Source organism: Streptomyces sp. NPDC028368, assembly GCF_055565615.1.
This window is the reverse complement of record NZ_JBVHTY010000036.1, coordinates 1-23063: the sequence shown is the minus strand read 5'-3', so window position 1 is coordinate 23063 and position 23063 is coordinate 1. Positions and strand designations below refer to the sequence as shown.

The window sequence follows — 23063 nt, the reverse complement described above, 5'->3', positions numbered from 1 at the left end:
GGCGAGATCTCGGTCGGCGCCGCCCGCGGAGTCTCCGCCTCCCTCGACGCCGGCACCACCTACGGCCGGATCCACAACGCACTCAAGAACACCGAAGGCACCGCCGGCCTGAACATCCACGCGACCACCGCCTACGGCGACATCACCGCCCGCAGCCTCTGAAAGGAGCACCCCTCCCCTGCCCTCATCTGCCCTCATCACCCCTGCCGAGATGGCACCACCGGGGCATCACCATGCCCCGAACCGACACCGAGGAAGGACCGAAAGAATGAGCACCACTCAGGACTACCAGGCCGCGGAGCAACTCCTCCGCCGGCCCGCCCGCCCTGGCGAGCTCGTCATCGGCGACAAGGTCAGGCCGCAGTGGATCGACGGAGGTGCCCGTTTCTGGTACGCGGTGAGCAATGGCGTCGGCAGGAGGTTCGTGCTGGTCGACCCGTCGGCGGGCACCCGCGAGCCGGCCTTCGACCACGCCCTGCTCGCCGCCGCGCTGGCCGCCGCCTCCGGGCAACAGGTCGCCCCTGAGGCCTTGCCGTTCATGGCCATCGAACTGGCCGGGAACACCGTGGAGTTCGACGCGTTCGGCGAGCATTGGCGTTGCCGGCTGGACAACTACGCCTGCGAGCGGGCCGAGTTCACGCCGCCGGGCAACCCGCTGGAGGTGCCGTCACCCGACAAGAAGGTCGCGGTGTCCCAGCGGGGGCACGACCTGTGGGCGCGCTCACTGTCCGACGGCCGCGAGTGGGCGCTGACCACCGACGGCGAGCCCGACTACCAGTACGGCTCCGGCCCGGACTGCACGAGCAACACCACCCTGCTGCGCAAAATCGGCCTGCCGCACCTGCCGCCCGCCGTGGCCTGGTCGCCCGACTCGACGAAGGTGCTGGCGCACCGGACCGATGAGCGCGACGTCCGGCAAACCCACCTCGTGGAGGCCAGGCCCGCCGACGGCGGCGCGCCCCTCCTGCACACCCAGCGGTACGCCTACGCCGGGGACGAGAACATGCCGCAGGCCGAGCTGGTCGTGCTGGACGTCGCCGAGGGCACGGTGGTCCGCGCGCAGGCCGAGCCGCTGCTCATGCCGCAGTTGTCGCCGATCACGACCAAGTGGGCGTGGTGGGCTCCGGATGGCTCGGCGGTGTACTACCTCGACCGGCCCCGCGACCTGCGCACGCTCACCCTGCACCGGCTGGAACCGGCCACCGGCAAGGTCACCACTGTGCTCAGCGAGACCGGGGCCACCCGCGTGGAGCCCAACCAGTGGACATACGAACCGCCGATCGTGCAGGTGCTGGCCGACGAGGTGCTCTGGTACTCACAGCGGGACGGCTGGGGCCACCTGTACCGGTACGACCTGCGCACCGGCGCACTGCTCGGTCAGGTCACCGCCGGGCAGTGGGCGGTGCGGCAGATCCTGCGCGTCGACGAAGCCGAGCGGGTGGTGTACTTCACCGCCTCCGGGCTGGTTGACGAGGATCCGTACCGGCGCACGGTGTGCCGGGTCGGTCTGGACGGCTCCGGCTTCGCCAAGGTCACTGACGACGAGCTGGACCACATCGTCACCATGCCGGACAACCAGGAGTACTTCATCGACTCCGCGTCCACTGTCGACAGCCCGCCGGTGTCCCGCGTCCTTGACTGGGCCGGGCGGGTGCTGGTCGAGCTGGAGCGCGCCGACATCAGCAGGCTCACCGCCACCGGCTGGACGCCGCCGGAACGGTTTTGCGTCAAGGCGGCCGACGGGGTGACGGACATCTACGGGGTGCTGTACCGGCCGCGGGGGTTCGACCCCGCCCAGCGCTACCCGGTGGTGGACAACGTCTACCCCGGCCCGCAGGTCAACCGGGTCGCCCCATGCTTCGACCCCGGCGGGATAGGCCTCGACGCGGAACCCCTCGCGGCGCTGGGCTTCGTGGTGGTGGCGGTGGATGGGCGAGGCACCCCAGGGCGGAGCAAGTCCTTCCACGACGCCTCCTACGGCCACTTGGCCGACGCGGGCTGCCTGGCCGACCATGTCGCGGCGCTGCGGCAGCTGGCCCGGACCCGGCCGTGGATGGACCTGGACCGAGTGGGCGCCTTCGGCCACTCCGGAGGCGGGTTCGCCACAGCGCGGGCGATGTTGGACTTCCCCGAGGTGTACAAGGCCGGAGTCGCCCTCTCCGGCTCGCACGACGCCCGTTACTTCAACCTGGGCTTCGTGGAGACCTACGACGGCGCGGACAATCCCGAGGCCTGGGCCCGTACCTCCAACGTGGACCTCGCGGACCGGTTGGCGGGCAAGCTGCTGCTCATCCACGGCGAAATGGACGACCAAGTCCACCCGGACCACACGCTGCGGCTGGCCGACCGGCTCATCGCGGCCGACAAGGACTTCGAACTGCTCATCGTGCCCGGGGCCGAGCACACGTTCATCGACTGCCTGGCCTACGTCCGCAAGCGCTGCTGGGACTTCCTGGTGCGCGAGCTGATGGGCACGCAGCCGCCCGCCTACCGCCCCGCCCCCATCGCCATCGGCCCCGAGTTGCTCGGCGAGCTGTTCGCCTGAGCGCGACACCACAGACGAGGAACCAGGGAAACCCCGAGGGCGGCGTACTCCGACACCACGTCGGCGTACGCCGCCCCGTCGGCGTTCTCGGCCATCCGTCGGGCGCCCGGCCCGCGAACATCGCCGGCCGGAACTCCCGTAGTTCGCCGAGCCGTTCGGCCGGCGCGAGCACCCGCACCGCGGAGCACGTCGAACGAGGAGGCCCGTCGATGGGGCGGATCTCTGAAGGAGACATCGTGAACCAAGAGGACATGGTTCGCGTTGTGGGAGCAGCACACGGTCGCGAAGGGTGCCAAGACCTGCCCGTGACCGAGAATGCCCAAGCCGCGGGGCGATGACAGGCAATCCTCAAATCCGTCACACCCCGGGGCGACGGGGCCTCGCCGTTGGTGAACTGGGCGGGTGCAGTGTGGAGATACACGAGGTGCGGCGGCCGGCCGGCCTCTACTGGATGTTCAGCAGGTGGGGGTGTGTCGGGTCGACGGGGCAGATGAAGATCCTCAGTGCGCCCCACCGACCAGGAGTCAATCCGGTTGGCGCGCAGGCACCCACTTGGTTGGCCTCGGAGTCCTCGATGGGGCGCCAGCTCTTGGAGCCACCGTCCCATTCGCTGCTGTCGAAGCTGAGCAGCAGTTCCATCGGCGCTCCGCACCGACAGTTGACGGGCGTCGGATCGGTCAGATGCCAGGATGCCCAGCCGCCGGCCTTGCAGCCGGGGGCGATGGACAGGTCGTACTGGTAAGCGAAATCGGTCTCGTCCAGCCACAGGTCGTCCTGCGCGTCGAGGCGCTCGCGGAGCGCGTCCGGCAACAGATCCGCGTACTGATACTCGGTCACCTGCTCGGGGTGCAGCACGCACGGGGTGGGCAGGTAGGAGTCGTGTGTATCCCGGGGCTGCGGCGGCGCGCTGCCGGGAGCGGAGGAGACATCGGACGCGCGCCGCCAGACGAGGTGCACGGACGGGCCCCCGTAAAAGCGGGGCTGGCCGGGCAGATCCTGGTGAGTGGTAGGGCACCACAGCACCTGGAGGAGGTCGGTCCCCGAGGGGAAGCCGACGGTCGGGATATCGCGGGCGTGCAGCTGGGCGACGGCCACCAGGGGGTTCGGCTCCGCATGCGCCTCGGACTCGTACCAGTGGGTGGTGTAGTGGATGAGGTCGAAGGACGCGCCGTGGCGGTCGGATGCTTCGTCGAGCAGAGCGAACTCCTCCGGACTGCGCCGGCCGCCGCGCCCCGACCCCTGCTGCGCCTCCCGCTGGGCCTGAGCCTGCTGCAACGCGGTGACGAGCGCGGGGGCTATCGGCTCACTGCGCTGCACCATACGGGGCGCGGAACACCTGGGCCACGGCTCACCCGCGGGCCAGAGCAGCGGACCGCCGATCGAGCTGTCGGCGGCGTCCGGGGCGCCGGGCCTCGGGTGCAGCCGGGTCGTCTCCCTGGTGTGGGCTGCCAGTTCGGGCAGTACGGCGGTGACGTCGATCGGTCGTGGTGGTGTCGTACGGGGCAACGTGCTGCTCTCCCATGCTGCGATGTGGGGCTGTCTGCGCGCACTCATCACGGATGAGGCGGGGCCATGCACCTGCTCCCCCGGCGGCTGTCCGACCACGCCGGGCGTCACTGACGCAACGGGTCGACAGCGCCTGGACAGACGCAGCCCACATGATTCACGCCCGCCACGTCAGCCGCCAGCAGTACAAGCGGCGACAGCCAGGGTCAGCGACGTGGCCACCGACGCGGGGTGCGGCGCAGGCCGTGCCCGAAGAGCCGGTAGGCCAGGTAGACGGTGAACAGGGTGAGGTACACGGACACGGACACGGACACGGCTGCGCCGCTGGCGCTGGCGCTGGCGCTGGCGCTGGCGAGCCAGTGCATGTCGACGACCGGCACGAGCGGCAGGACGGCACCTGGCAGGCCGGGAGCATGCAGCGGCGGCCGTACTACCGGCTGTTGTTCCCCAGGTGCCGGCCTACGGCCGTGGTCGCTTCTTGCACCGCGTGGCGGAGGCTGAACAGGACCGTGCGGACCAGCGGATGGTCGTTCGCGGAGGTACGGGCCGTGGCCAGGATCGCGCGCCGGTGCGTGGGCGCGGGTTTGAGCAGGGTGACGTCGGGGGCGCGGTCGAACCACAGGAGATCCGGGAGGAAGGCCGCGGCGTGGCCCTGTGCCGCCAGGCGGGCGTGTACCAGCATGTCGGCGGACTCGAAGGCGACGTCGGGCTCGAAGCCGGCCGCGTGACAGACGGAGACGGTCCACTGTCTGGCCGGGGTGCCGCGGGGTTCCATTGCCCAGGGGTGCTGGGCCAGTTCGGGTAGTGACCGCACGGCGAGGTCGCGGACCGCCAGCCGCATCGGGTCTTCGCCCAGCACGTGGTGGCTCAGTTCGGTGGGTTGAGGCGGGCGGGCATGCCCGGGGAAGGTCTCGTCGATGACGAGGTCGACATCGCGGGCGAGCAGGGCGGGCAGTGCGGTGTCCGGTTCGGCCTGGGTCACCTCGATGCGTACGCCCGGATGCGTGTCGCGCAGCCAGGTCAGGGCGGTGGGCACCAGGGTGAGCATCGCGGTCTGGAAGGCGGCCACCCGCAGGGTGCCGACCATCTCGTGCAGGGAGGCGGCGATCTCCGTCTGGGCCCGGTCGAGCTGTTGCAGCACCGTTTCGGTGTGCGCGACCAGGATCTCGGCCTGGGGCGTCAGCCGCACCCTGCGGCCGTCCCGCTCCAGAAGCGGCGCGCCGACCTCGGACTCCAGCAGGCTCAGCTGCTGGGAGACGGCGGACGGGCTGTACGACATGGCCGCCGCGACGGCGGCCAGGGTGCCGCGGTGCTTCAGCTCCCGCAGCACCTCCAGACGGCGCAGGTTGTACATGCCCACCATCCAATCCATCAAATTCTGTGACCTATCAGATCCAGAAACATTCACTTTACTGAATGTTGGCGATTTGGGAGCGTTACAGCAGAGCAACACCGCGCCGAACCGTACGGATGGGACACAGATCATGGACATCGAAGCGCTCCGCCGGGACACCCCGGGCACCGCGAACCGGATTCACCTCAACAACGCGGGGGCCGGCCTGCTGTCCCGGCGGACCCTTGAGGCCGTGACCGCCCATCTGGAGCTGGAGGCCGCCATCGGCGGCTACGAGGCCGCGGCCCGGGAACGGGACCGCATCGACGCCGCCCACGCGCACCTCGCCCAGCTCGTGGGAGGCAGGCCCGGTGAGGTCGCGCTGTTCGACAATTCCACCCACGCTTGGAACGCCGCGTTCTACTCCATGACGTTCAAGGCGGGCGACCGTATCCTCACCGGCCGAGCCGAATACGGCAGCAACGTCCTGGCCTACCTGCAGATCGCCGAGCGCACCGGCGCCGAGGTCGTCGTCGTCCCCAACGACGCGTCCGGGCAGGTCGACACCACCGCCCTGGCCAACCTCATCGACGACCGGACCAGGCTGGTCGGCATCAGCCATGTCCCCACCAGCGGCGGCCTGGTCAACCCCGCCGCCGAGATCGGCCGCATCACCCGGGCCGCGGGCGTGCCCTTCCTCCTCGACGCCACCCAGTCCGTCGGCCAGTTCCCCGTCGACGTCGCCGAGCTCGGCTGCGACATGCTCACCGCCACCGGCCGCAAGTTCCTGCGCGGCCCGCGCGGCACCGGCTTCCTGTGGGTGCGCCCCGAGGCGCTCGATCGCCTGGAGCCGTACGTCAACGAGATCGCCGCGTCCACCTGGGACGGCAGGCGGGGCTTCACCTGGCACGACGGCGCCCGGCGCTTTGCGACCTGGGAGACCAGCTACTCCAACGTGCTCGGCCTGAGCGCCGCCGTCCAGCAGGCCCTGGAGATCGGCATGGACCACATCGGCCGACGCGCCCTCGCTGTCGGCGCCTACCTGCGCGACCGGCTGGACGCTGTACCCGGCGTCACCACGTACGACCTCGGCCGGCAGCGGTGCGCGATCGTCACTGCCAAGGTCGACGCCGTGCCCACTGCGGGCGTCGCCGCCGCGCTCGCCGCGCACGGCATCAACGTCAGCATCACCGCCCCGGTGGAGACCCAGTTCGACACTGAGGAGCGGGGAGTCCACCCGCTGGTGCGGCTCTCGCCCCACTACTACAACACCGAGAGCGAACTCGACCGCGCCATCGAGGTCTTCGCCAAGCTGGCCACAGCAAGCTGACCGTTGGGACGGCGGCCGACGCCCTCATAGGGTCGGCCCAGCGCTCCCACACCACGGCTCGGCCGCGGAAGGTCGGTGTGTGCTACCACGGGGCGAGACCGGCTCACACTGCAATCTCACGCACCACATGATGTCCGGGTACTCGCTGCTGGCTGCTCTCCACGCGGTTTTGCGGCTGATCTAGCCTCTTCGCTATGGGGATGGACATCACGGTCTTGATCGTCGAGTGGGCGATCAGGCCCATCGGCGCGGCTGGGGCGTAGTCGGCCTGCCCATCTGACGCTTTCGTCGGGTGCGGAGGCGCATGCGGGGTGGCCGGTAGCCAATGGTCGGCTACGCCGGGGGATCGAGATTTCCCGCGTCGCTGTCAGGGGTCAGCGGAGTTCGACGGTGATGCCGACCCGTGCGAGCAGCCGGAGGACGTCGTCGACGTATGGCGCCTCGCCCGCAGTGTCCACGCTCACCGAGGCGAGCGCGCGCCGAGCCACCTCGGCGTCGTGCCAGACCAGCGTGAACGGCGTGGGCGGCCACTCCCCGCCGCACTGGCAGCCGCGCAATGTGCCCCAGCACTGGTGGTAGTGGCCGCCAGGGCCTGCGACCGCCTCCCCCAGCGCGCACACCAGCGCCGGCACGTCGGTGACGTGCCGGCCGTCGAGGTGCCGCACGGGGACGGGCAGCGGCCGGCCGGCGCCCTGACGGGCGGCAGCGAAGGCCGCCCACTCGGCCCGGCCCTCGGGCGGGAACGCGGCCCACGAGCCGGGTTCGGTCGGCGGCCCCTCGAACCAGGCGTCCCACACCGGACGGGCCGCCGGTACGGGCCGGACGGCCGGACCCTCACGCAGCCACAGGTCCACGAGGGCCCCGCCGAGCGCAGACGGGCGGGAGGCGACGACCTCCAGGGGCAGGTGCTCCTGGTGGCGCATGACACGACCGGACCGGTCCACGGCGAGCAGCATGACGCGATCGCCGTCGCTGCGCGGTCGCACCAGCCGGCGCAGCAGCCGCTCCCCGGGCTCACAGCCGATCAGTCGCATGGGCGGCGCCGAGGGAAGGGGGCGGTTGGCGTACAGGCCCTCGACCTGACGGCATTCGCCCAGCCCGGCCCCGCCCGCCCCGTTGCACAGCAGCCAACGGGCGTCCGCAGGCTCGGTGCGCTGCCACACCGGGCCGTCAACCTCGGCCTCGATGACCATGTCGACCAGCGACGCATCGAGGGCGGAGGGGTGGCAGCCGAGCAGGACGGGGGCCAGCAGTTCCCAGTGGTGCGCGTCGTAGGCGTCGAAGGGAGCGGCCTCGGGGCCGGCCCCGGGCACGGGGAAGTCCACTATGAGGCCGACCTCCCCGATGTCGACGGGCTCGACGAGTCCGTCCGATCCGACGGGCTGGTGGCGGGCACGCTCAACGGCCTTGCGCAGCCGCCCGGTCGGGGCGCAGGCAACGAGGGTCAGCCGTTCGCGGCGCGGGGTCGGGTTGACGAACATGCCGTCGGCGTCGGCGCAGCGCGCCCACACGACCAGTTCACCGTCCCATTCCTCGCTGACCATCACGTACTTGAGCGGGAGCTCGCGCCCCCAGGTCCAGACGACCTCCTCGACCAGCACCATGTCCCCTCGCCTCGCTCCTGTGTCATGCCCTGCTCACCGCTCTCTCAGCCTGCCACGTCGGGGGCGGTGCTTTGACGGGCAGAGCCCCGATCTCGGTGGAGTACATGCCACGCGCAGGTGGGCGGGTCGGGACCGGTGAGGTCGAGACACGTGCGGGAATGGTCCCGAACCGGGGTCGCCTGCGAGACGCGCGGGGATGGCTGTCCGTTGTCATGCAATCCAGTCGCTGTCTCATCGAACGCAGTCCGAAGGACACGCCCGAATACCCGAAGATCTACGGATGGACTTGGATGCCCTGCTGGTAGGCCACTGGAGCAGCCTCCCGTTCTCCTATGGCGTCATGGAAGCCTCTGAGCTCGGGTTCCTCGGTGACGGTTGGGGATGGAGCTCATGGTTCAACGTCGACGCGCTGTGCGTCACGCGCTTCAGGTGGCGGTGTCCGGAACCGGGCGTTCTGGAACTGCGTACGCAGTGGACGGTGCAGGGAACGCCCAGCCAGGCGGTCGGCCCCGCAACGTTCTCCTCGAGGGAGCCGGCTGAGCGGCTGGACGAGGTCACGCGCCATCACTACGGCATCGGCCCCGCTGTACCGATGCCAGGAGCAGAGGCGTTGATAGCGGTCAGCTTCGAGGAGCCGGTGGAGTTCTGCGATCAGTACGCCCGGGGGCCGGCGCAGATCCGGCGCGAGGAGGACCCCACTCACCTCGTGCTTCCCTATCAATAGCCTGGCTCGACTGCGTTCGATGAGACGGCGACTTCGTTGCATGAGAACGGACGATGGGCCCAGCGGGAGACGGTGGTCTTGGCACCGCATCGCTGGTTGGAGTTGAGGCGATTTCGCGGTCTGTACGACTCCGGTGCGATGGGTTGCGGCAGATCGCGAAGGAACCGGCCTGAACCGCGTGCGGCGCGCTGTCCCGAAGCGCTCCCGTCGGCCCGGCCCGCAGCTAGTCCGGCCCCGGAAAGCCTGAGGTTAGAGTGAGGGTGGCGCGGCGTGGCCCCGGCCTGGGGCGCGGAAGGGGAGGCCGATGAGCCAGGCGTTCGGAGGGCGTACGGAGGGGGCGGGCGAGCCCGCCGAGCACACCTCCACCCGCGGCGCGGCAGTGGGTGCCACGGCGGCCGTCATTCCCCTCTTCGGTCTGGTTCCGTCGCTCTCCTCGTCGGACAGCCCGATCACCACCGTCCTCGCGGCCGCCTGTGCCCTGGCCCTCTTCGCGGTCTCCCAGGTGACCATTTCGTGGTCGTACCACACTGACCGGCTCGGCGAGCGGTTCCGGCTGGCGCTGTTGGTGCCACTCGCGGCGCTGTCCGTGGTCCTCCCCCTGTGGCTCGGCAAGGACTGGACGATCCTGCTGACGTACCTGGCGGCCACCTGCGCGGTCGCCGTGCCGCCCAGGCTGACTCTGCCTGCGCTGGCGACATCGGTCTCGCTGGCTGTCTTCGTGGCCGAGCACGTCGACGGAGCGGACACCACCTCGCTGGTGGTGATGACCGCCGCGGTCGGCCTCACCATGACCACCTACCGTCGGATCCTCGACCTCAACGCCGAACTGCGACGCACCCGCCGCGAACTGGCGCGCGCCGCGGTGACCGAGGAACGGCTGCGCTTTGCCCGGGACATGCACGACACGCTGGGCCATGATCTGCTCCAGCTCACCCTGCGCACAGAGGTGACGCGACGGCTGTACCGGGCTGGTGAGACGGACGTGCAGGCAGAGCTCCAGCAGATCGAAGACATGGGCCGCCAGTGCCTGGAGCGGGTGCGGGAGGCGGTCACCGGCTACCGACGGCTCAGCCTTCCCGCGGTTGTGGAGGAGGTCCGGCCGACGCTGGCCGACGCCGGCGTCTCAGTGACGGTCGACGTCACCACGGACCCGTTGCTCGAGGAAGTGGAGACGGCCCTGAGCTGGGTTGTCCGCGAGGCGCTGACGAACGTTGTCCGGCACGCCCGTGCGGCCCACTGCCGGGTCACGCTGTCCACGGAGGGCGGCCGTGCCGTCCTGGAGGTGCTCGACGACGGCAAGGGGCCCGTCCGGCGTCCGATGTCAGGACCGGGCGGGAACGGCCTGACCGGTCTCACAGAGCGGGTCACTGCCGTCGGCGGCTCCCTCCAGACCAGCGCTGTGCCTGGCGGCGGATTCCGCCTCCTGGCCGCTGTCCCTCTCACGGGTTCCGCGGCCTCCAAGGGCTCTACGGACTCCAAGGGCTCCACGGCCACGGCCTACCTCACCAACTCCCTTACGGAAGGCGCGTCATGATCCGGGTACTCCTCGCCGAGGACCAGGCCATGGTGCGCAGCGCCATCGCGACCCTGCTGGGTCTGGAGCCGGACATCGATGTGGTTGGCCAGGCATGTGACGGGCCCAGCGCGGTGTCAGCCGCCCGAGAGCTGCACCCGGACCTGTGCCTGTTGGACATCGAGATGCCCGGGGGCAGCGGGCTGGACGCCGCGGAGGTCTTGCATGCCGAGCTGCCCGAAACGAAGATCCTGGTCTTCACGGTTTTCGACCGACCCGGCCATCTGCAGCGCGCTCTCGCGGCGGGGGCCAGCGGCTTCATCGGGAAGAACCGGCCGGTGGACGAGCTCGCGGTGGCGATCCGCCAGGTGATGGCCGGGGAGACCGTGATGGAGCCCGCGCTGGCCGCCACCGCGCTGCGGGCCGCGCCCAACCCGCTCACCCCCAGGGAGCGGGAGATCCTGGCCGCGGCGATCGACGGGTCGCCGATCCCAACCCTCGCGAAGCGGGTGCACCTCTCCGAGAAGACGGTACGCAATTACCTCTCCTCTGCCATCCAGAAGACGGACTGCGCCAACCGCTTCGAGGCGGCCCATACGGCCCGCGAGAAGGGGTGGTTGTAGGGCGGCGACCGCGGGCTCCACAAGGACCGCGGCGGCAACGGGGTCAGCGGCGCGCCGGCAGGTTCCGCTCGGTGCCGGCCCCGCTGCCGGCGGAGGTGCCCGTATCCGCGTCGTCCTCGGTTTCGTCGTCCGCGGTGTCGTCGTCCTCGGTGTCGTCGTCCGCGCTGACCAGGAACGGTTCGAGCCAGTCGGGCTGAACGGCGGCGGCCAGAGTGGTCGCCTCCTCAGTGGGGAGATCCAGGACGTTGTAGTACTGACGCCCGGCCGCCGTGGCCATGGTGAGGGTGGCCACCCCTGACCGGCGCTGGAAGAAGGACTCGTGGAAGACCCAGCCGACGGCCGCGTCGCCGGACAGGACCTGGCGGCGCCGCACCAGCGAACCCTGACGGATCACCAAGTGGCGCCCCTCCAGCAGGGCGTGGCCGAGATTGCGGTAGCGGTCCCGGCCCACGAACTCGGCGAGCGGGAGCAGCACCAGGGACGCCGGGCAGAGCCAGGTGGGCCATCCGGCCCACAGTGACAGCGCACCGGTCAGGGCGAGGGCTGCCACGGCCCCGGTCCGGGCCCTCGTGAGCCGGCGGCGCCTGGCCCCATCGCCGTGACGGGTCAACAGACAGTCCACCGGCGCCGCGTCCCCATACACGGCCGCACCGACCTCGCGGGCGCGGGCGAGCGGCGCCGGGGGCAGCAACAGCGACCCGGCGTGCTCCGCCCCCCGTCCGCTGCGCAGGCCGGTGGTGATGGCCGTGCAGCGGGCGCCACGGACAAGGCGCAGCGGCAGGGTCTCGCTGATTTCGACTCCCCTGAGCCGGCGCTCCTCGATGGTGACCGAGCGTGTGGTGGCCATGCCGCGGGTCAGCCGCAACGTGCCGTTCCCGAGCCGGGTGAGCCGGAAGTTCCAGAACGACACCGCATAGCCGAGGACGGAGAGCAGCGAAACCGCCAGCACTCCCAGTACGACAACCTCCACCACCGCCGGCTGCGTTGGCAGCGAGGAGAGCTGCCGGACGAGAATGCGTACCGGGGGGAAGCGCTCGGGGCCGAACCCCGCGGTGTTGAGGAACGTGACGGCCGACGTCAGCAGCACACCGACGCCCGCCAGTCCGCTGAGGGTGAACGCGCCGAACCACACCCATGCGGGCCGGAGCACAGCGATCAGCTCTTCCCCCGCAGGGCCCGATTCCCCACGCCCTTCTCCATGACTCTCGTCAAAGCGCTGTTCACGCCCCTGCTCACCGCCCGAGGGGCGCGGCTTCGCGGCGCAGGGACGGCGAGGCCGCTCGGCCGTGGCCGGACGGGAACGCAGCACCGCGGTGTCGGCGTCCCGGGCGGCGTCGGCCTGCGGCGCGATGGGGGCGAACTGAGCGGTGCGGTCCAGCAGTTCGTTCCGCAGCCGCTCGGCCGCCGTGGTGTCCAGTGCGTCCAGCACCAGCCCGTCACCGCCCCGGTCCGACCGGCCCGTGCCGATGGCCAGCCGCCGCAGCCCCAGCACCCGCTGCAGCACACGAGAGCTGACATCGACCGACCGGATGCGGTCCCGGGGAACGGACAGCACCTCCCGGCGCAGCAGCCCCCGGCGGACCTGCACGTGATCGTCCGTCACCCGATACGTGGTGGTGAAGTAACGGCCGAGCCCGATCACCAGGGCCAGTGCGAGACCGATGAGGCCCCAGGGCTTCTCACCACCGCGGCCGAGGAAAAAGACGCCCAGGACCACTGGCAGGAAACGGAGCGACTCGTGGAGGGGGTGGACAGCCAGCATCCGCGGGCTCAGTCGCCGCCACGCGGGTTCCTGCGCGGCGTCCTTCGCTGGTGCTCCCCCGGCGGGAGGAGTGGCCTGGGCCTTCACGTGGCGTCTCCAGGGGTTTCGCCGGTCTGGGCGGTGAGTTCCTCCACCAGTCGTTCCGCGACGTGGTGGTCAAGTGCCTGGATACGCACCGGGCCGCGGGCCGACGCGGTCGTCACCGTGACGTCGACCAGGCCGAAGAGGGAGGCGAGCGGCCCCCGTTGGGTGTCCACGGTCTGGATACGCGACACGGGGGCGATCCGCCGCTCCTGGTTGAGCCAGCCTGTCCGGGTGTAGACGGCCACCGGCGCGACCTCCCAGCGGTGCACGCGGAAGCGCCAGCGGGGCATGACGGACAGATGGAGGGCCGCCAGCACCGCCGTCACCCCGATCAGCACGTACTGCGGGCAAGGCAACGACAGGTGCGACACGGTGTCAAGCGGATCGCTCAGCAGCCATCCGGCTTCCGCGAGCAACGGTACGGCCCAGCCCAGTCCGGCACGGGCCGCCCAGAACAGCGGGGCGCGGCGGCCGGCCGTCCCCCTGGGCGTCCGCAGGCGCAGTGCGGCGCGTCCGGCGGGGCCGGTCATCCTGTCCACGGTTGTCTTCATCACCACTTCACAGTGACTGAACCGCCGGCCCGCTCCCAGAGGCCCGTGTCCCGACTCGTCCGGGACATCTGTCCCGGACGGGCCGACGGGCTCGCCGCGGCCGGACCGTCCCTGTCGCATGGGGACATCAGGACTTGGCAACGAACTCCCGGGAAAAGGTCGTGCTTCTCCGCCAAGGAGGGCGACCTTCGCCACTGGGAAGGGCACGGGGGACCGTCCCCGGGGACCGGGCCGCCGAGTCCCTCAGTGGTGGTGGTTGCTCATAAAGAACATGAACCCGGCCACCGCCGCTGTGATGACCGTCGCAAAGGCGATCTTCCAGGGGCTGTAGGGGCGGTCACCGGTCACCTCGCCCGTATCGGCGTTGACCACGACCTGCCACTGCTTGCCGTTGTAGACGTAGGACGCGAACCACACCGGGAGCAGCATCAGCTTGTACGTGACCGACGCGTAGTTGGTGTTGACCGAGTGCACCCGCTGCCGGTCACCCCCGATGTCCTTGCGGCAATCCTGTTTGATGACCTCGGCCATCCTGTGCGTCACGTACTGCCAGCCCGCCTCCGGCTCGACGTCGTAGCGGAGGGTCCGGAAGCCCGCCAGGTACTCCTCCTGGAACGGCACCGCCTGATGCAGTGGCCAGGGCTCGAGGTCCTTCAGCCGGTCGAGCCGGACGTACGACGTGCCGGGGGCGAGGACGTCGTCGAAGAACCGCTGGACCGTGCCGCTGGTGCGCTTCCAGCGCACCGTCTGGCTGTCTCCGTTCTTGACGACCTTGCCGCGCTCGCCGGTGTAGGAGGACGCGGTCCAGGCGTCGTACGTCCAGTGCGGTACGTACGTGCCGTGCAGGCTCTCGGCCGAACTCACCTTCTTCAGGCTGTTCGGGGCGAACCAGCGGGACTTGGCCCACGTACGCAGGTGGTCGTGCACGGCGCGCTGCTCCATCCGGAACGGCACCAGGGCCTCGGGCGCGATCCGGTCGGTCGCGGCGGAGGCCACCATGGGCGAGGCGCAGAACTGGCAGCGGCCGGAGAGCATGGCGGTCTCGTTGACGGCGCCGCAGCCGCTGCACTGCAGGGCCTGCCCGCCGGTCGCCCTCGGCTTGGGCGGGAGAGTGGCCAGCTCCTCCCAGGCATGCTCCTGTATCTGGCGGTTGACGGCGGCGATGGGCTGCTCGAAGCGGCAGTGCGGGCAGCGCAGTACGTTCTTTCCTGGCGCGTACTCGGCGGTGGAACCACAGGCCGGGCATGCGTAGGACTGCTGCTGATAGGTCATGAGGTGAAGGACTCCTGGCAGTCGGTCATGCCTGCGGCGGCAGCGGCGGCGGAGTGGCACGGAAGTGCGGTGCCAGCTCGGGGATCTCCTCGACCGGCTGCCACGCGGCCATGCCCTCGTGCCATGCGAGCATGCCGCGTCGCACCGCTCCGGAGCGGATGTGACCGGTGAACGTGGCATGGTCGTACGGGCCCTGCTGCTGCCCGTCCACGGCTACGTGCCACTCGTGCTGTGCCTGGCCGGGCAGCGGCGGCGGAACGGCCGCGCCGGGAGCACCGGGTGCCGGGGCGGCGGGCGCGGGCTGCTGGCCCTGCTGCGGCGCGAACGCCTGCGCCATCTGCTGAGCGGCCGCCATGCCCAGGCCCAGACCGATGCCCTCTCCGGCACCACCGGGGTTGTTCGCCGCGTCCCGCATCGCGTCCGCCGCCTGGAGGCGCGCGTAGTTGTCGACGTTCCCGATGATGCCCATGCGGCTGCGGGCGTCGATGGCCTGCTCGACCTCGGGCGGCAGCGAGACGTTCTCGATGACGAACTTGGGGATCGCGATGCCGTGCGCCGCCGACAACTCCTCGGTCAGCGCCTTGGCCAGCCTGTCGCCCAGCTCGGTCTGGCGCGCGGCGAGGTCGAGCATGGGAATCCCCGAGTTCGCCAGCAGCGTCCCGAGCCGCCCGACGATCAGCTGCCGCAGGAATTCCTCGACCTCTTCGGTGCGGAACTGCGGGTCGGTGCCGGCGAGCTCGGTCAGCAGCTTGGCGGGGTCGGCCACCTGCGCCGCATAGGCGCCGAAGGCGCGCAGCCGCACCATGCCGAACTCCGGGTCCCGTACGGTGACCGGGTTCTGAGTGCCCCACTTCAGGTCGGTGAACTGCCGGGTGGTGACGAAGTAGACCTCTGCCTTGAACGGCGAGTGGAATCCGTACTTCCAGCCCTGCAGCGTCGACAGGATCGGCAGGTTCCCGGTCTCCAGCTCGTAGGTGCCCGGCGCGAAGACGTCCGCGATGCGGCCCTGGTTCACGAAGACGGCTGCCTGCGACTCGCGGACGATGAGCCGAGCACCCATCTTGATCTCGTTCTCGTAGCGCGGGAAGCGCCACACGATCGTGTCCCGGCTGTCGTCCGTCCACTCGACGATGTCGATCAGTTCGCCGCGTATGCGGTCCATGAAGCCCACGGAAGGGTCCCCCAGTTCGCTCCGCCCATTCCAGAAAAACCGGCACGCGGCCTGTAGGGGGGAGTCCGTTAGTCAATCTGCCTGGGACATCTTAGGAACGCGTTTCGGGGGCGTCGGGGCCAGGGTCGCCGGCGGGGTGGCCGAACGGCGCCCACCTGCCCCAGCCCGGTCTTGCCCGCATCACCGTGGAGGCCCGAGCGACAGCGAAGTCCCCGGCGGCCGCACCCCACCGCGGCCGCCGGGGGCTTCTTGTCCCGACTCAAACGATCAGGTCCCAGCTCGCCCTGTGAACTGTGGCGACCAGATCAGTTATGACGTGGTGAAGACGTGGGAGTGCCAGGGCATCGGTTGATGTGGTTCGGGGCGAGTGAATGCCGGACGTTGTCTCAGTTGATCTGGTCCGAAATTACGCGTGACCCGGTCCGAAATTACGCGTGACCCGGTCCGAAATTACGCGTGATCCGGTCCGAAGTTACGCGTCTCGGTCGGCTTCCCGAGCCGCACGCTCCAGCCGGCTTCGATGGCTCTCCCACCACGGCGAGTCACCCGGCGCCATGCTGTCGTTGCCCTTGTTCATCCCCACGGCACCGTCCATGAGTTCCCGGATGATATCGGCGTGCCCGGCGTGCCGGTGTGTATCAGCAATCACGCGCACTACGGCATGATGCAACGTCACCTCGTTTTTGTTACTCGGCCACCACGGCACCCTGCCGATCGTGTCCAGCGCCAGCACGTCGATCGTCGCGTCCGCGTGCGCCCACGCCCGGCGGTAAAGCGCCACGATGTGCTCGCGCGACTCATCGGCGGTGGCCCACATATCCGCGTTGGGCTCGGCACCGTCTTCGAGCCAGGGCAGTGGCTCGCCGGACGGCCGTCCGAAGGTGTCGCCGAGGTAACCCAGCTCCACGCTTGCCACATGTTTCACCAGGCCCAGGAGGTTAGTGCCGGTCGGCGTCAGCGGGCGGCGGATGTCGTACTCCGAGAGCCCTTCGAGTTTCCACAGCAGGGCATCGCGGGCGGACTGCAGGTAAAGGTGAAGGTCACCCTTGGCATCCGATGCGGTCATGGGCCCAGTCTGCCGCTCGCGCGATCATTGTTCACCGCCTTTGTTCACCGCCTTTGTTCACCGCTCGCGGCGAGCCAGGTCATGTAACGCAACGAGCCAATCGGACCAGATCACTTGAGACGGGGGCCAGATCGACAGCGACGGGACCCGCCGCGGAGCCCGTCGCCACTCCCCCGAAGGCCGTGGCCGGCTGTGACTGAGAGGCGACCTGGAGGAACAGATGGGCATCTCGGCGTTGCGTGGTGGTATCAGTCCTATGGATAACCAGCGGCGCATCCTCATCGTGGCTTACGACGACGCGCAGATTCTTGACATCGCCTGCCCCAGCGGTGCTCTGGACGTGGCCAACCGGTACGGTGCGGCCCCTCCTTATGCCATCGAGCTGGCCACTCTCGGCCGCCGTGCCGCCCGTAGTTCGGCCGGGATCGTGCTCGGGGCGGGGCGAGCGCTGCAGGCGGTGACCGGACGACTGGATACGTTGATCGTCGTGGGCGGGGTCGGGTACGAGTGCGCGGCCGCGGACGAGCGGTTGCTGGCACAGGTTCGGCGGCTGGCCGAGCGCAGCCGGCGCGTCGCCTCCGTCTGCACCGGCGCCTACGTGCTCGCCGCCGCCGGGCTGTTGGACCATCGGCGGGTGGCGACTCATTGGGGGTACGGCGAGCAGCTCGCCGCCCGCCATCCCGCTGTGGCCGTTGACGTGGGGCCGCTCTATATCCGTGACGGCAACGTCTATACCTCCGCCGGGGTCACCAGCGCGCTCGACCTGACGCTGTCTCTGATCGAGGACGACCATGGGCCGACGCTGGCCCGTGCCGTTGCCCGTGAACTCGTCTCCTACCTGCACCGGCCCGCCGATCAGGCTCAGATCAGCATGTTTCTGGCCGCCCCACCGCCGGGTGACCGGATGGTACGGGACCTCGCCGGCTACATCGCAGGCCACTTGGCCGAGGACTTGACGCCTGGAGCGCTGGCGGCTCGGGCGGGAGTGAGCCCCCGGCACCTGACTCGCCTGTTCACCGCGCATCTCGACACGACTCCGACAAGGGCTGTGCGGGCGGCCCGTACGGAAGCGGCGGCGCATCTGGTGCGCTCCAGCGGGTTGTCGCTGGCCGCGATCGCCCGGCGGTGCGGGTTCGGGTCGGCGCAGACGCTGCGGCAGGCATTCCTGGATCACTATGGAATCAGCGGAGACAGGATTCGCAGGATGCCGGACATGCCGCGAGCGCGCGTTCCGTCGGGACAGAAGACTCCCGTGTCATGACGAATTCGACGACACGCAGGGCTCTGCTCCGTGGGACCGTGGCCACCGCCGCGCTCGCCGCCGCCGGTGGCGCAACCCAAAGCGGGGTCGCACACGCCGAGCGGCGGGGTGGCGGAGGGCTGGAAGTCGGCATCCTGTTGTACGACGGCTACAGCTTGTTGGACCCCACAGGCCCTGCGGAGGTGCTGTCCCGGCTGCCCGGTGCGAACGTGACGATGATCGCCGAGCATCGAGGACCGGTCCGTACGGACACGGGAGACGTGGCCGTGGTGGCCGAGCGTTCCCTCGCCGAGGTCGATCGCCTGGACGTCCTGCTCGTGCCGGGCGGCGGCAATCGCGGCACGGTGGGGGCGATGGGGAACGAGGCGCTGCTCAGCTGGATCCGCCGAATCGACCGCCACAGCCGGTGGACGACCTCCGTGTGCACAGGAACGCTCATCCTCGCCGCTGCCGGGCTGCTGAATGGGCGACAGGCAACGACGTACTGGGCCTCCGCCGACTATCTGCAGTCCGAATTCGATGTGACCTATCTGCCTCAGCGCTACGTACATTCCGGGAAGATCGTCACGGCGGCGGGGGTCTCGGCAGGCCTGGACATGGCCCTGTACCTGGCGTCCCTGATCGCTGGAGACACCACGGCAAAGGCGATCCAGCTGGCCATCGAATACGACCCGCAGCCCCCGTTCAACTCTGGTAACGCTGCGGACGCCGACCCCCAGCTCAAAGCACTGGCGCTGCGGCTGCTGGCCGAATCGCAGGTGTGACGGGCGCGGGGTGGGATGGCGGGCTTCGTGACTCATGTGAAAGAAGTGCGGCGGCATGTCCTGTCGCATGCAAACTGGCAGATTCCCACTCGGTCTCCAATCGGTCTCATCCGTGCCGGCGGATTCTCACTCTCTTCGCATGTCTCCACAAGCATCGATCAGCATCGGTGGCCGTCCCCGTTCCGGGAGCGGCCCCCGCTGTCCCGTCTTAACTGTCCCGTCTTAACTGTCCCGTCCTAACTGTCCGGTCTTAACTGTCCCGTCTTATTCGATCTTTCCGGCGTCCATCGCTCTGAGATGGCGCCGATCCATGAAACGCGACCACCGACCCTCTGCGGGCCTAATTAGCCCAAGGCGGCGTGATGGTGCTGCCGTCGGCCAGCTTGGCGCTGAGCCCGACACGTGTAGTGACCCACATGTGGGCGGGCTGGTCGGTGCTATTGGCAACCGCCAGCTCGGAGCCTGCCGGAGCCATCGCCGCGTCACCGACGCCGAGTTCGGCGGTCTCGCCTCCGATGGTGAGCCGGAGGCGACCGGAGAGGACGTAGAACGTCTCCTCGTGGCTGATCGTGTGGGCCGGACCCACCATTCCGGCCGGGATCTCGCAGCGCCAGGCGGCGAGGTCCCGGCTGCCCGTGCCTGGATGGACGTAGGACACGAAGCGGCCACCGTGGATCTCGTGCACGACGGCCTTGTCACTGCGGATGAACGGCATGTCAGCCTCCATATAGACAAGTAACTTGTCCATGAAGACAAGCAGCTTGACGAGTTATAGTCAAGCCATGGATGACGCTCTGGCCTTCTCCGCACTCGTGCTGGCACTCTCCGGACAGTTGGTGCAGGAGATCCACGCTCGCGTGTCCCAGCAGGGATTCGAGGACCTGCGGCCTGCACACGGCTTCGCCTTTGCCCGCATCTCCCTGGGCAGCGCCACTACGGCCGACCTGGCCGAGCACCTGGGGGTGACCAAGCAGGCCGCCGCCCAGCTGGTCGAGGAGCTGGTCCGCAAGGGGTACGTGGTGCGGCTTCCGCACCCCCACGATGCCCGCGCCCGTCTCTTGGGGCTGACCGAGGCGGGCTGGGCCGCCACTCGCGCCGCCGACCAGGCGGCTCGGGCTGCCGTCGCACCATGGCGAGAGGCGCTGGGCGAGGCGCGCTTCAGTGAACTTGTCGCCGATCTGACCCGGCTTACGCCACCGGGGCCGATCCGCCCCGTCTGGTGAGCCAGTGAGCCACTGGCCTGGACTTTCGCAGGTCACCACGGGGAGGCGGCAACGCGGGGCGGAAGCCGGCGCCCCGCCGGAAGTTATCTGTCGCGCGCCTATCCGAGAACCTGAGACACCGGCAATGCCGCGTGAGACTCAGTCCCCGCCACGAACGCCACCACCGCAACTACCTGGCCTTTCTCGGACTCGACTCAGCGCCGTGCTGCTACAAGCGATACGCCTACAAGCGACACGTCCGCCTCACCACACAGGACACGGTCTGAGCCGGCACCCGCCACCTCGCCGCCTTTGCGAGACCCTGACGAATGGGGAGGCAACGCCCTCCCGGGACGTACCGTCTCATCAGTCGAGAGTGCACCGATCACCGGGCAATTCCGGTAGTTGGCACGGCAGTTAAAGATCCCGACGAAAGGGACGGAACATGATGCTCGACACGAAGAGGCGTTGCCTGCGAATGGCCACCATCGGCGCGATGGGAGCGGCCGCGGTCGCCCTGGCCACGGCTCCCGCCTTCGCCAAGGGGGGCATCGACCTTACCGTCACACCGCGCACCGTGGCCGTCGGCCACACCGTCAAGGTGGCGGCCGTCGGTAGCGATGACGCGGCGGCGTACCTGCGTACCTGCATCCAGCAGCGTACCGGCAGCCACGGCGCGTGGCACACCGTCAACTGCGGCAAGCTGAGCGGCGCCTGGGACGAGGCGAAGGCCAACGCGTCGGCGAAGGCGGCGCACCGCGGCGCCCTTCAGTTCCGTGCCGTGCTGTACGGGTCCGACACTCCGCACGACAAGCACCCGGTCGTGGAGCGGACCTCGCCCGTCAAAACGGTCACCGTTCACTGACACACGGTACGCAGTGGGTCCGCCGCGCCTGTCACACGCGGCGGGCCCGCCCCGCATCCGCCCTCGCACCCGCGTCCCGCCCCCGTACCCCGACCCGGCACCTCTCACCGGGCCCTTTGAGACCTCATCTCCTGAGCGCGGCATCACCCACCGCATCGCCCGCAAGGGCATCGAGACCTCCCAGCGACTGGGCCGGCACCGCTGGACCATCGAACGCACCATGTCTTGGCTCGCCGACTGCCGTCGCCTCCACCGACGCCGCGAACGCAAAGCCGAGCACTTTCTCGCCTTCACCGTCATCGCCTGCACCCTCATTTGTTACCGCAGGCTCGCCAAATGAAATGACGTCCAAGAACTCCTAACGGAATGACTTCAGGCGTCCTTAGTAGGCTCCCGCCATGGCGCTCGCGTACTGGGAACGGCACTGCTTCGACGACCTGGCGGTGGCGGCCGACCGGGACGAACTGCTCAAGTCGGCGGACCAGAACCCGGACCCGTACGCCGCCTTCCTCAACCTGCTGCGCTCCGGGCGGCGCGACGCGGTGTGCACGACGCTGGAGTACTTCCACTACCAGGACCGGCAAGCCCGGTGGGGCGTCGGCAACCCACTGGTCGAGTACGCCACTGAGGTACTGGACCACGCCCGGTGGGTGCTGCGCGGGACACCCCTGCCGGAAGCGCGAGGGAAGGACCGGGCCGGCGCGCTGTGGGCGATCCAGAACCACGCCGAGGCTACGGACGCCCCACTGGTAACCGCTGCGCTGCGCGCCGTGGACGGCGACGTTGTCGACGATGGCGCCGTGTCCGCCGCCGGGCAGTGCCTCTACGCCTGCGAGGTCCCTGAGGACCCCGAACTTGTCGCCCAGCTCGGCGCGATGACCCTGGACAAGGACCGCCCCCTGCGAGTCCGCGTGGCGTGCGCAAGGGCGCTGGCCTCGGCGGAGTCCGACCAGGCCGCCGAAGTCGCGGTACGGCTGACCGACCTCTCGGAACTCGAGCTCCAGCTGGCCGACGTCCTTGTCCTCACCGCCCACCTCGACACGCATCGCCCCCTCCTCGAACGCCTGGTGGCCACCTGGCCCCCAACACCCCCGAGGCGGACGACATCCGCGACGCCTTGGAGGAGGACGAGGATGACGCGTGACGTGCTCATAGAACTCGCGACGCAATGATCTTCGAGGTGGTTGGATCACTCCGGGACCGGTGATCTGGGGGTGCGGGGTGGCTCGGCCGAAACCGTGGGAAGTCGATGATGCGTTGTGAGCGGTGGTCGAGCCGCTGCTTGCGAAGGTGGAGCGTCGGCCCCGGCACCCGGGGCGCAAGCGGCATCCAGACCGGCTGGTGTTCCAGGGCATCCTATTCGTACTGCACACCGGGATCGCCTGGGAGCACCTCCCGCAGGAACTCGGCTTCGGTTCCGGCATGACCTGTTGGCGCCGACGCCACCGGCGTCCCGCTCGCCGCCACCCTGACCGGCGGCAACCGCAACGACGTCACCCAACTGATACCGCTCCTCCAGGCTGTGCCGCCGGTGCGCGGCAAACGGGGCCGGCCCCGACGTCGCCCAGAAGTGGTGCAGGGCGACCGCGGCTACGACCACGACATCGCCCGCCGCGGAACCGAGCACGGCTCCGGCCTGGGCACCCAACGCTGGGTTGTGGAGCGCGCGTTCGCTCACCTGCACTGGTTCCACCGCCTACGGATCCGTTGGCAGATACGCGACGACATCCACGAAGCCTTCCTCACCCTCGGATGCGCAATCATCTGCTGGCGACGCCTGAAGTCATTCCGTTAGTGACCTGAGTCAGAGATTCGGTGGCAGTAGGCGGCGATTTTGTCGAGGATTTCGTCGGCTGTTTTCGTCCAGGTGAAGGGTCTGGGTTGCTC

At 69.6% G+C, this 23063-nt stretch carries 19 protein-coding genes and 3 pseudogenes; 13 read left to right on the top strand and 9 right to left on the bottom strand.

Annotation, left to right across the window (positions count from 1 at the left end):
* Positions 1–162: pseudogene (locus tag ACZ4S3_RS39925) on the top strand (DUF4097 family beta strand repeat-containing protein); the annotation flags it as partial.
* A 106-nt stretch (positions 163–268) separates the two neighbouring features.
* A complete protein-coding gene (locus tag ACZ4S3_RS39920; protein WP_467943658.1) occupies positions 269–2545 on the top strand; it encodes a S9 family peptidase in 2277 nt (758 codons plus the stop codon).
* Positions 2546–2989: 444 nt separating this feature from the next.
* Here the strand turns inward: ACZ4S3_RS39920 and ACZ4S3_RS39915 are convergent, their stop codons facing one another.
* Positions 2990–4051 carry a hypothetical protein gene (locus tag ACZ4S3_RS39915; RefSeq protein WP_467943656.1) on the bottom strand — a complete coding sequence of 354 codons (1062 nt, stop codon included), beginning with the start codon at positions 4049–4051 and terminating at the stop codon, positions 2990–2992.
* Positions 4052–4481: 430 nt separating this feature from the next.
* Positions 4482–5405 carry a LysR family transcriptional regulator gene (locus ACZ4S3_RS39910; RefSeq protein ID WP_467943664.1) on the bottom strand — a complete coding sequence of 308 codons (924 nt, stop codon included), beginning with the start codon at positions 5403–5405 and terminating at the stop codon, positions 4482–4484.
* Positions 5406–5535: 130 nt separating this feature from the next.
* Between ACZ4S3_RS39910 and ACZ4S3_RS39905 the strand changes: the two genes are divergently transcribed.
* A complete protein-coding gene (locus ACZ4S3_RS39905) occupies positions 5536–6714 on the top strand; it encodes an aminotransferase class V-fold PLP-dependent enzyme (RefSeq protein ID WP_467943654.1) in 1179 nt (392 codons plus the stop codon).
* 374 nt (positions 6715–7088) lie between these two features.
* Here the strand turns inward: ACZ4S3_RS39905 and ACZ4S3_RS39900 are convergent, their stop codons facing one another.
* Positions 7089–8318: a barstar family protein gene (locus ACZ4S3_RS39900; protein WP_467943652.1), complete on the bottom strand. Its 1230-nt coding sequence runs from the start codon at positions 8316–8318 to the stop codon at positions 7089–7091.
* Between the two features lie 280 nt (positions 8319–8598).
* Here ACZ4S3_RS39900 and ACZ4S3_RS39895 point away from each other — a divergent pair, with 280 nt between their 5' ends.
* From ACZ4S3_RS39895 to ACZ4S3_RS39885, 3 genes are all read left to right on the top strand, one after another.
* Positions 8599–9042 carry a hypothetical protein gene (locus tag ACZ4S3_RS39895; protein WP_467943650.1) on the top strand — a complete coding sequence of 148 codons (444 nt, stop codon included), beginning with the start codon at positions 8599–8601 and terminating at the stop codon, positions 9040–9042.
* A gap of 304 nt (positions 9043–9346) precedes the next feature.
* Positions 9347–10576, top strand: a complete 1230-nt coding sequence (locus ACZ4S3_RS39890) for a sensor histidine kinase (protein WP_467943649.1) — start codon at positions 9347–9349, stop codon at positions 10574–10576.
* Positions 10573–11178, top strand: coding sequence for a response regulator (locus tag ACZ4S3_RS39885; RefSeq protein WP_467943647.1), 606 nt, complete (start codon positions 10573–10575; stop codon positions 11176–11178). The genes ACZ4S3_RS39890 and ACZ4S3_RS39885 overlap by 4 nt, the downstream gene beginning before the upstream one ends.
* 43 nt (positions 11179–11221) lie before the next feature.
* Here the strand turns inward: ACZ4S3_RS39885 and ACZ4S3_RS39880 are convergent, their stop codons facing one another.
* The 5 genes from ACZ4S3_RS39880 to ACZ4S3_RS39860 all read right to left on the bottom strand — a co-directional run bounded on the left by ACZ4S3_RS39880 (position 11222) and on the right by ACZ4S3_RS39860 (position 17084).
* Complete coding sequence (locus ACZ4S3_RS39880) at positions 11222–12940, bottom strand: PH domain-containing protein (protein WP_467943645.1); 1719 nt, start codon at positions 12938–12940, stop codon at positions 11222–11224.
* A gap of 83 nt (positions 12941–13023) precedes the next feature.
* Positions 13024–13554, bottom strand: a complete 531-nt coding sequence (locus ACZ4S3_RS39875; protein WP_467943643.1) for a PH domain-containing protein — start codon at positions 13552–13554, stop codon at positions 13024–13026.
* 264 nt (positions 13555–13818) lie between these two features.
* Positions 13819–14847 (bottom strand): TFIIB-type zinc ribbon-containing protein, encoded by a 1029-nt coding sequence (locus ACZ4S3_RS39870; RefSeq protein WP_467943641.1) that lies wholly within the window; start codon positions 14845–14847, stop codon positions 13819–13821.
* A gap of 25 nt (positions 14848–14872) precedes the next feature.
* Positions 14873–16009 carry an SPFH domain-containing protein gene (locus ACZ4S3_RS39865; RefSeq protein ID WP_467943639.1) on the bottom strand — a complete coding sequence of 379 codons (1137 nt, stop codon included), beginning with the start codon at positions 16007–16009 and terminating at the stop codon, positions 14873–14875.
* 481 nt (positions 16010–16490) lie between these two features.
* On the bottom strand, positions 16491–17084 hold the full coding sequence (locus tag ACZ4S3_RS39860; RefSeq protein WP_467943637.1) for a DinB family protein: 594 nt from the start codon (positions 17082–17084) through the stop codon (positions 16491–16493).
* Between the two features lie 274 nt (positions 17085–17358).
* On the opposite strand from ACZ4S3_RS39860, the gene ACZ4S3_RS39855 reads away from it, so the two are divergent.
* Both ACZ4S3_RS39855 and ACZ4S3_RS39850 read left to right on the top strand, forming a co-directional pair.
* Positions 17359–18345, top strand: a complete 987-nt coding sequence (locus tag ACZ4S3_RS39855; protein WP_467943662.1) for a GlxA family transcriptional regulator — start codon at positions 17359–17361, stop codon at positions 18343–18345.
* Positions 18342–19109 carry a DJ-1/PfpI family protein gene (locus tag ACZ4S3_RS39850; protein WP_467943635.1) on the top strand — a complete coding sequence of 256 codons (768 nt, stop codon included), beginning with the start codon at positions 18342–18344 and terminating at the stop codon, positions 19107–19109. The genes ACZ4S3_RS39855 and ACZ4S3_RS39850 overlap by 4 nt, the downstream gene beginning before the upstream one ends.
* 340 nt (positions 19110–19449) lie before the next feature.
* On the opposite strand, the gene ACZ4S3_RS39845 is transcribed toward ACZ4S3_RS39850, so the two are convergent.
* The gene (locus tag ACZ4S3_RS39845) at positions 19450–19824 is read right to left on the bottom strand and encodes a cupin domain-containing protein (RefSeq protein WP_467943660.1); all 375 of its coding nucleotides are present in this window, start codon (positions 19822–19824) and stop codon (positions 19450–19452) included.
* 67 nt (positions 19825–19891) lie between these two features.
* Here ACZ4S3_RS39845 and ACZ4S3_RS39840 point away from each other — a divergent pair, with 67 nt between their 5' ends.
* The 5 genes and pseudogenes from ACZ4S3_RS39840 to ACZ4S3_RS39820 all read left to right on the top strand — a co-directional run bounded on the left by ACZ4S3_RS39840 (position 19892) and on the right by ACZ4S3_RS39820 (position 22971).
* A complete protein-coding gene (locus tag ACZ4S3_RS39840) occupies positions 19892–20332 on the top strand; it encodes a MarR family winged helix-turn-helix transcriptional regulator (protein ID WP_467943634.1) in 441 nt (146 codons plus the stop codon).
* Positions 20333–20789: 457 nt separating this feature from the next.
* Entirely contained in the window at positions 20790–21176 is a 387-nt protein-coding gene (locus ACZ4S3_RS39835; protein ID WP_467943632.1) for a hypothetical protein, read from the top strand.
* Between the two features lie 136 nt (positions 21177–21312).
* Positions 21313–21516 (top strand): annotated as a pseudogene (locus ACZ4S3_RS39830) (transposase); the annotation flags it as partial.
* A 58-nt stretch (positions 21517–21574) separates the two neighbouring features.
* Entirely contained in the window at positions 21575–22348 is a 774-nt protein-coding gene (locus tag ACZ4S3_RS39825) for a hypothetical protein (RefSeq protein WP_467943630.1), read from the top strand.
* A gap of 94 nt (positions 22349–22442) precedes the next feature.
* Positions 22443–22971 (top strand): annotated as a pseudogene (locus ACZ4S3_RS39820) (transposase).
* Positions 22972–23063 lie beyond the last annotated feature (92 nt).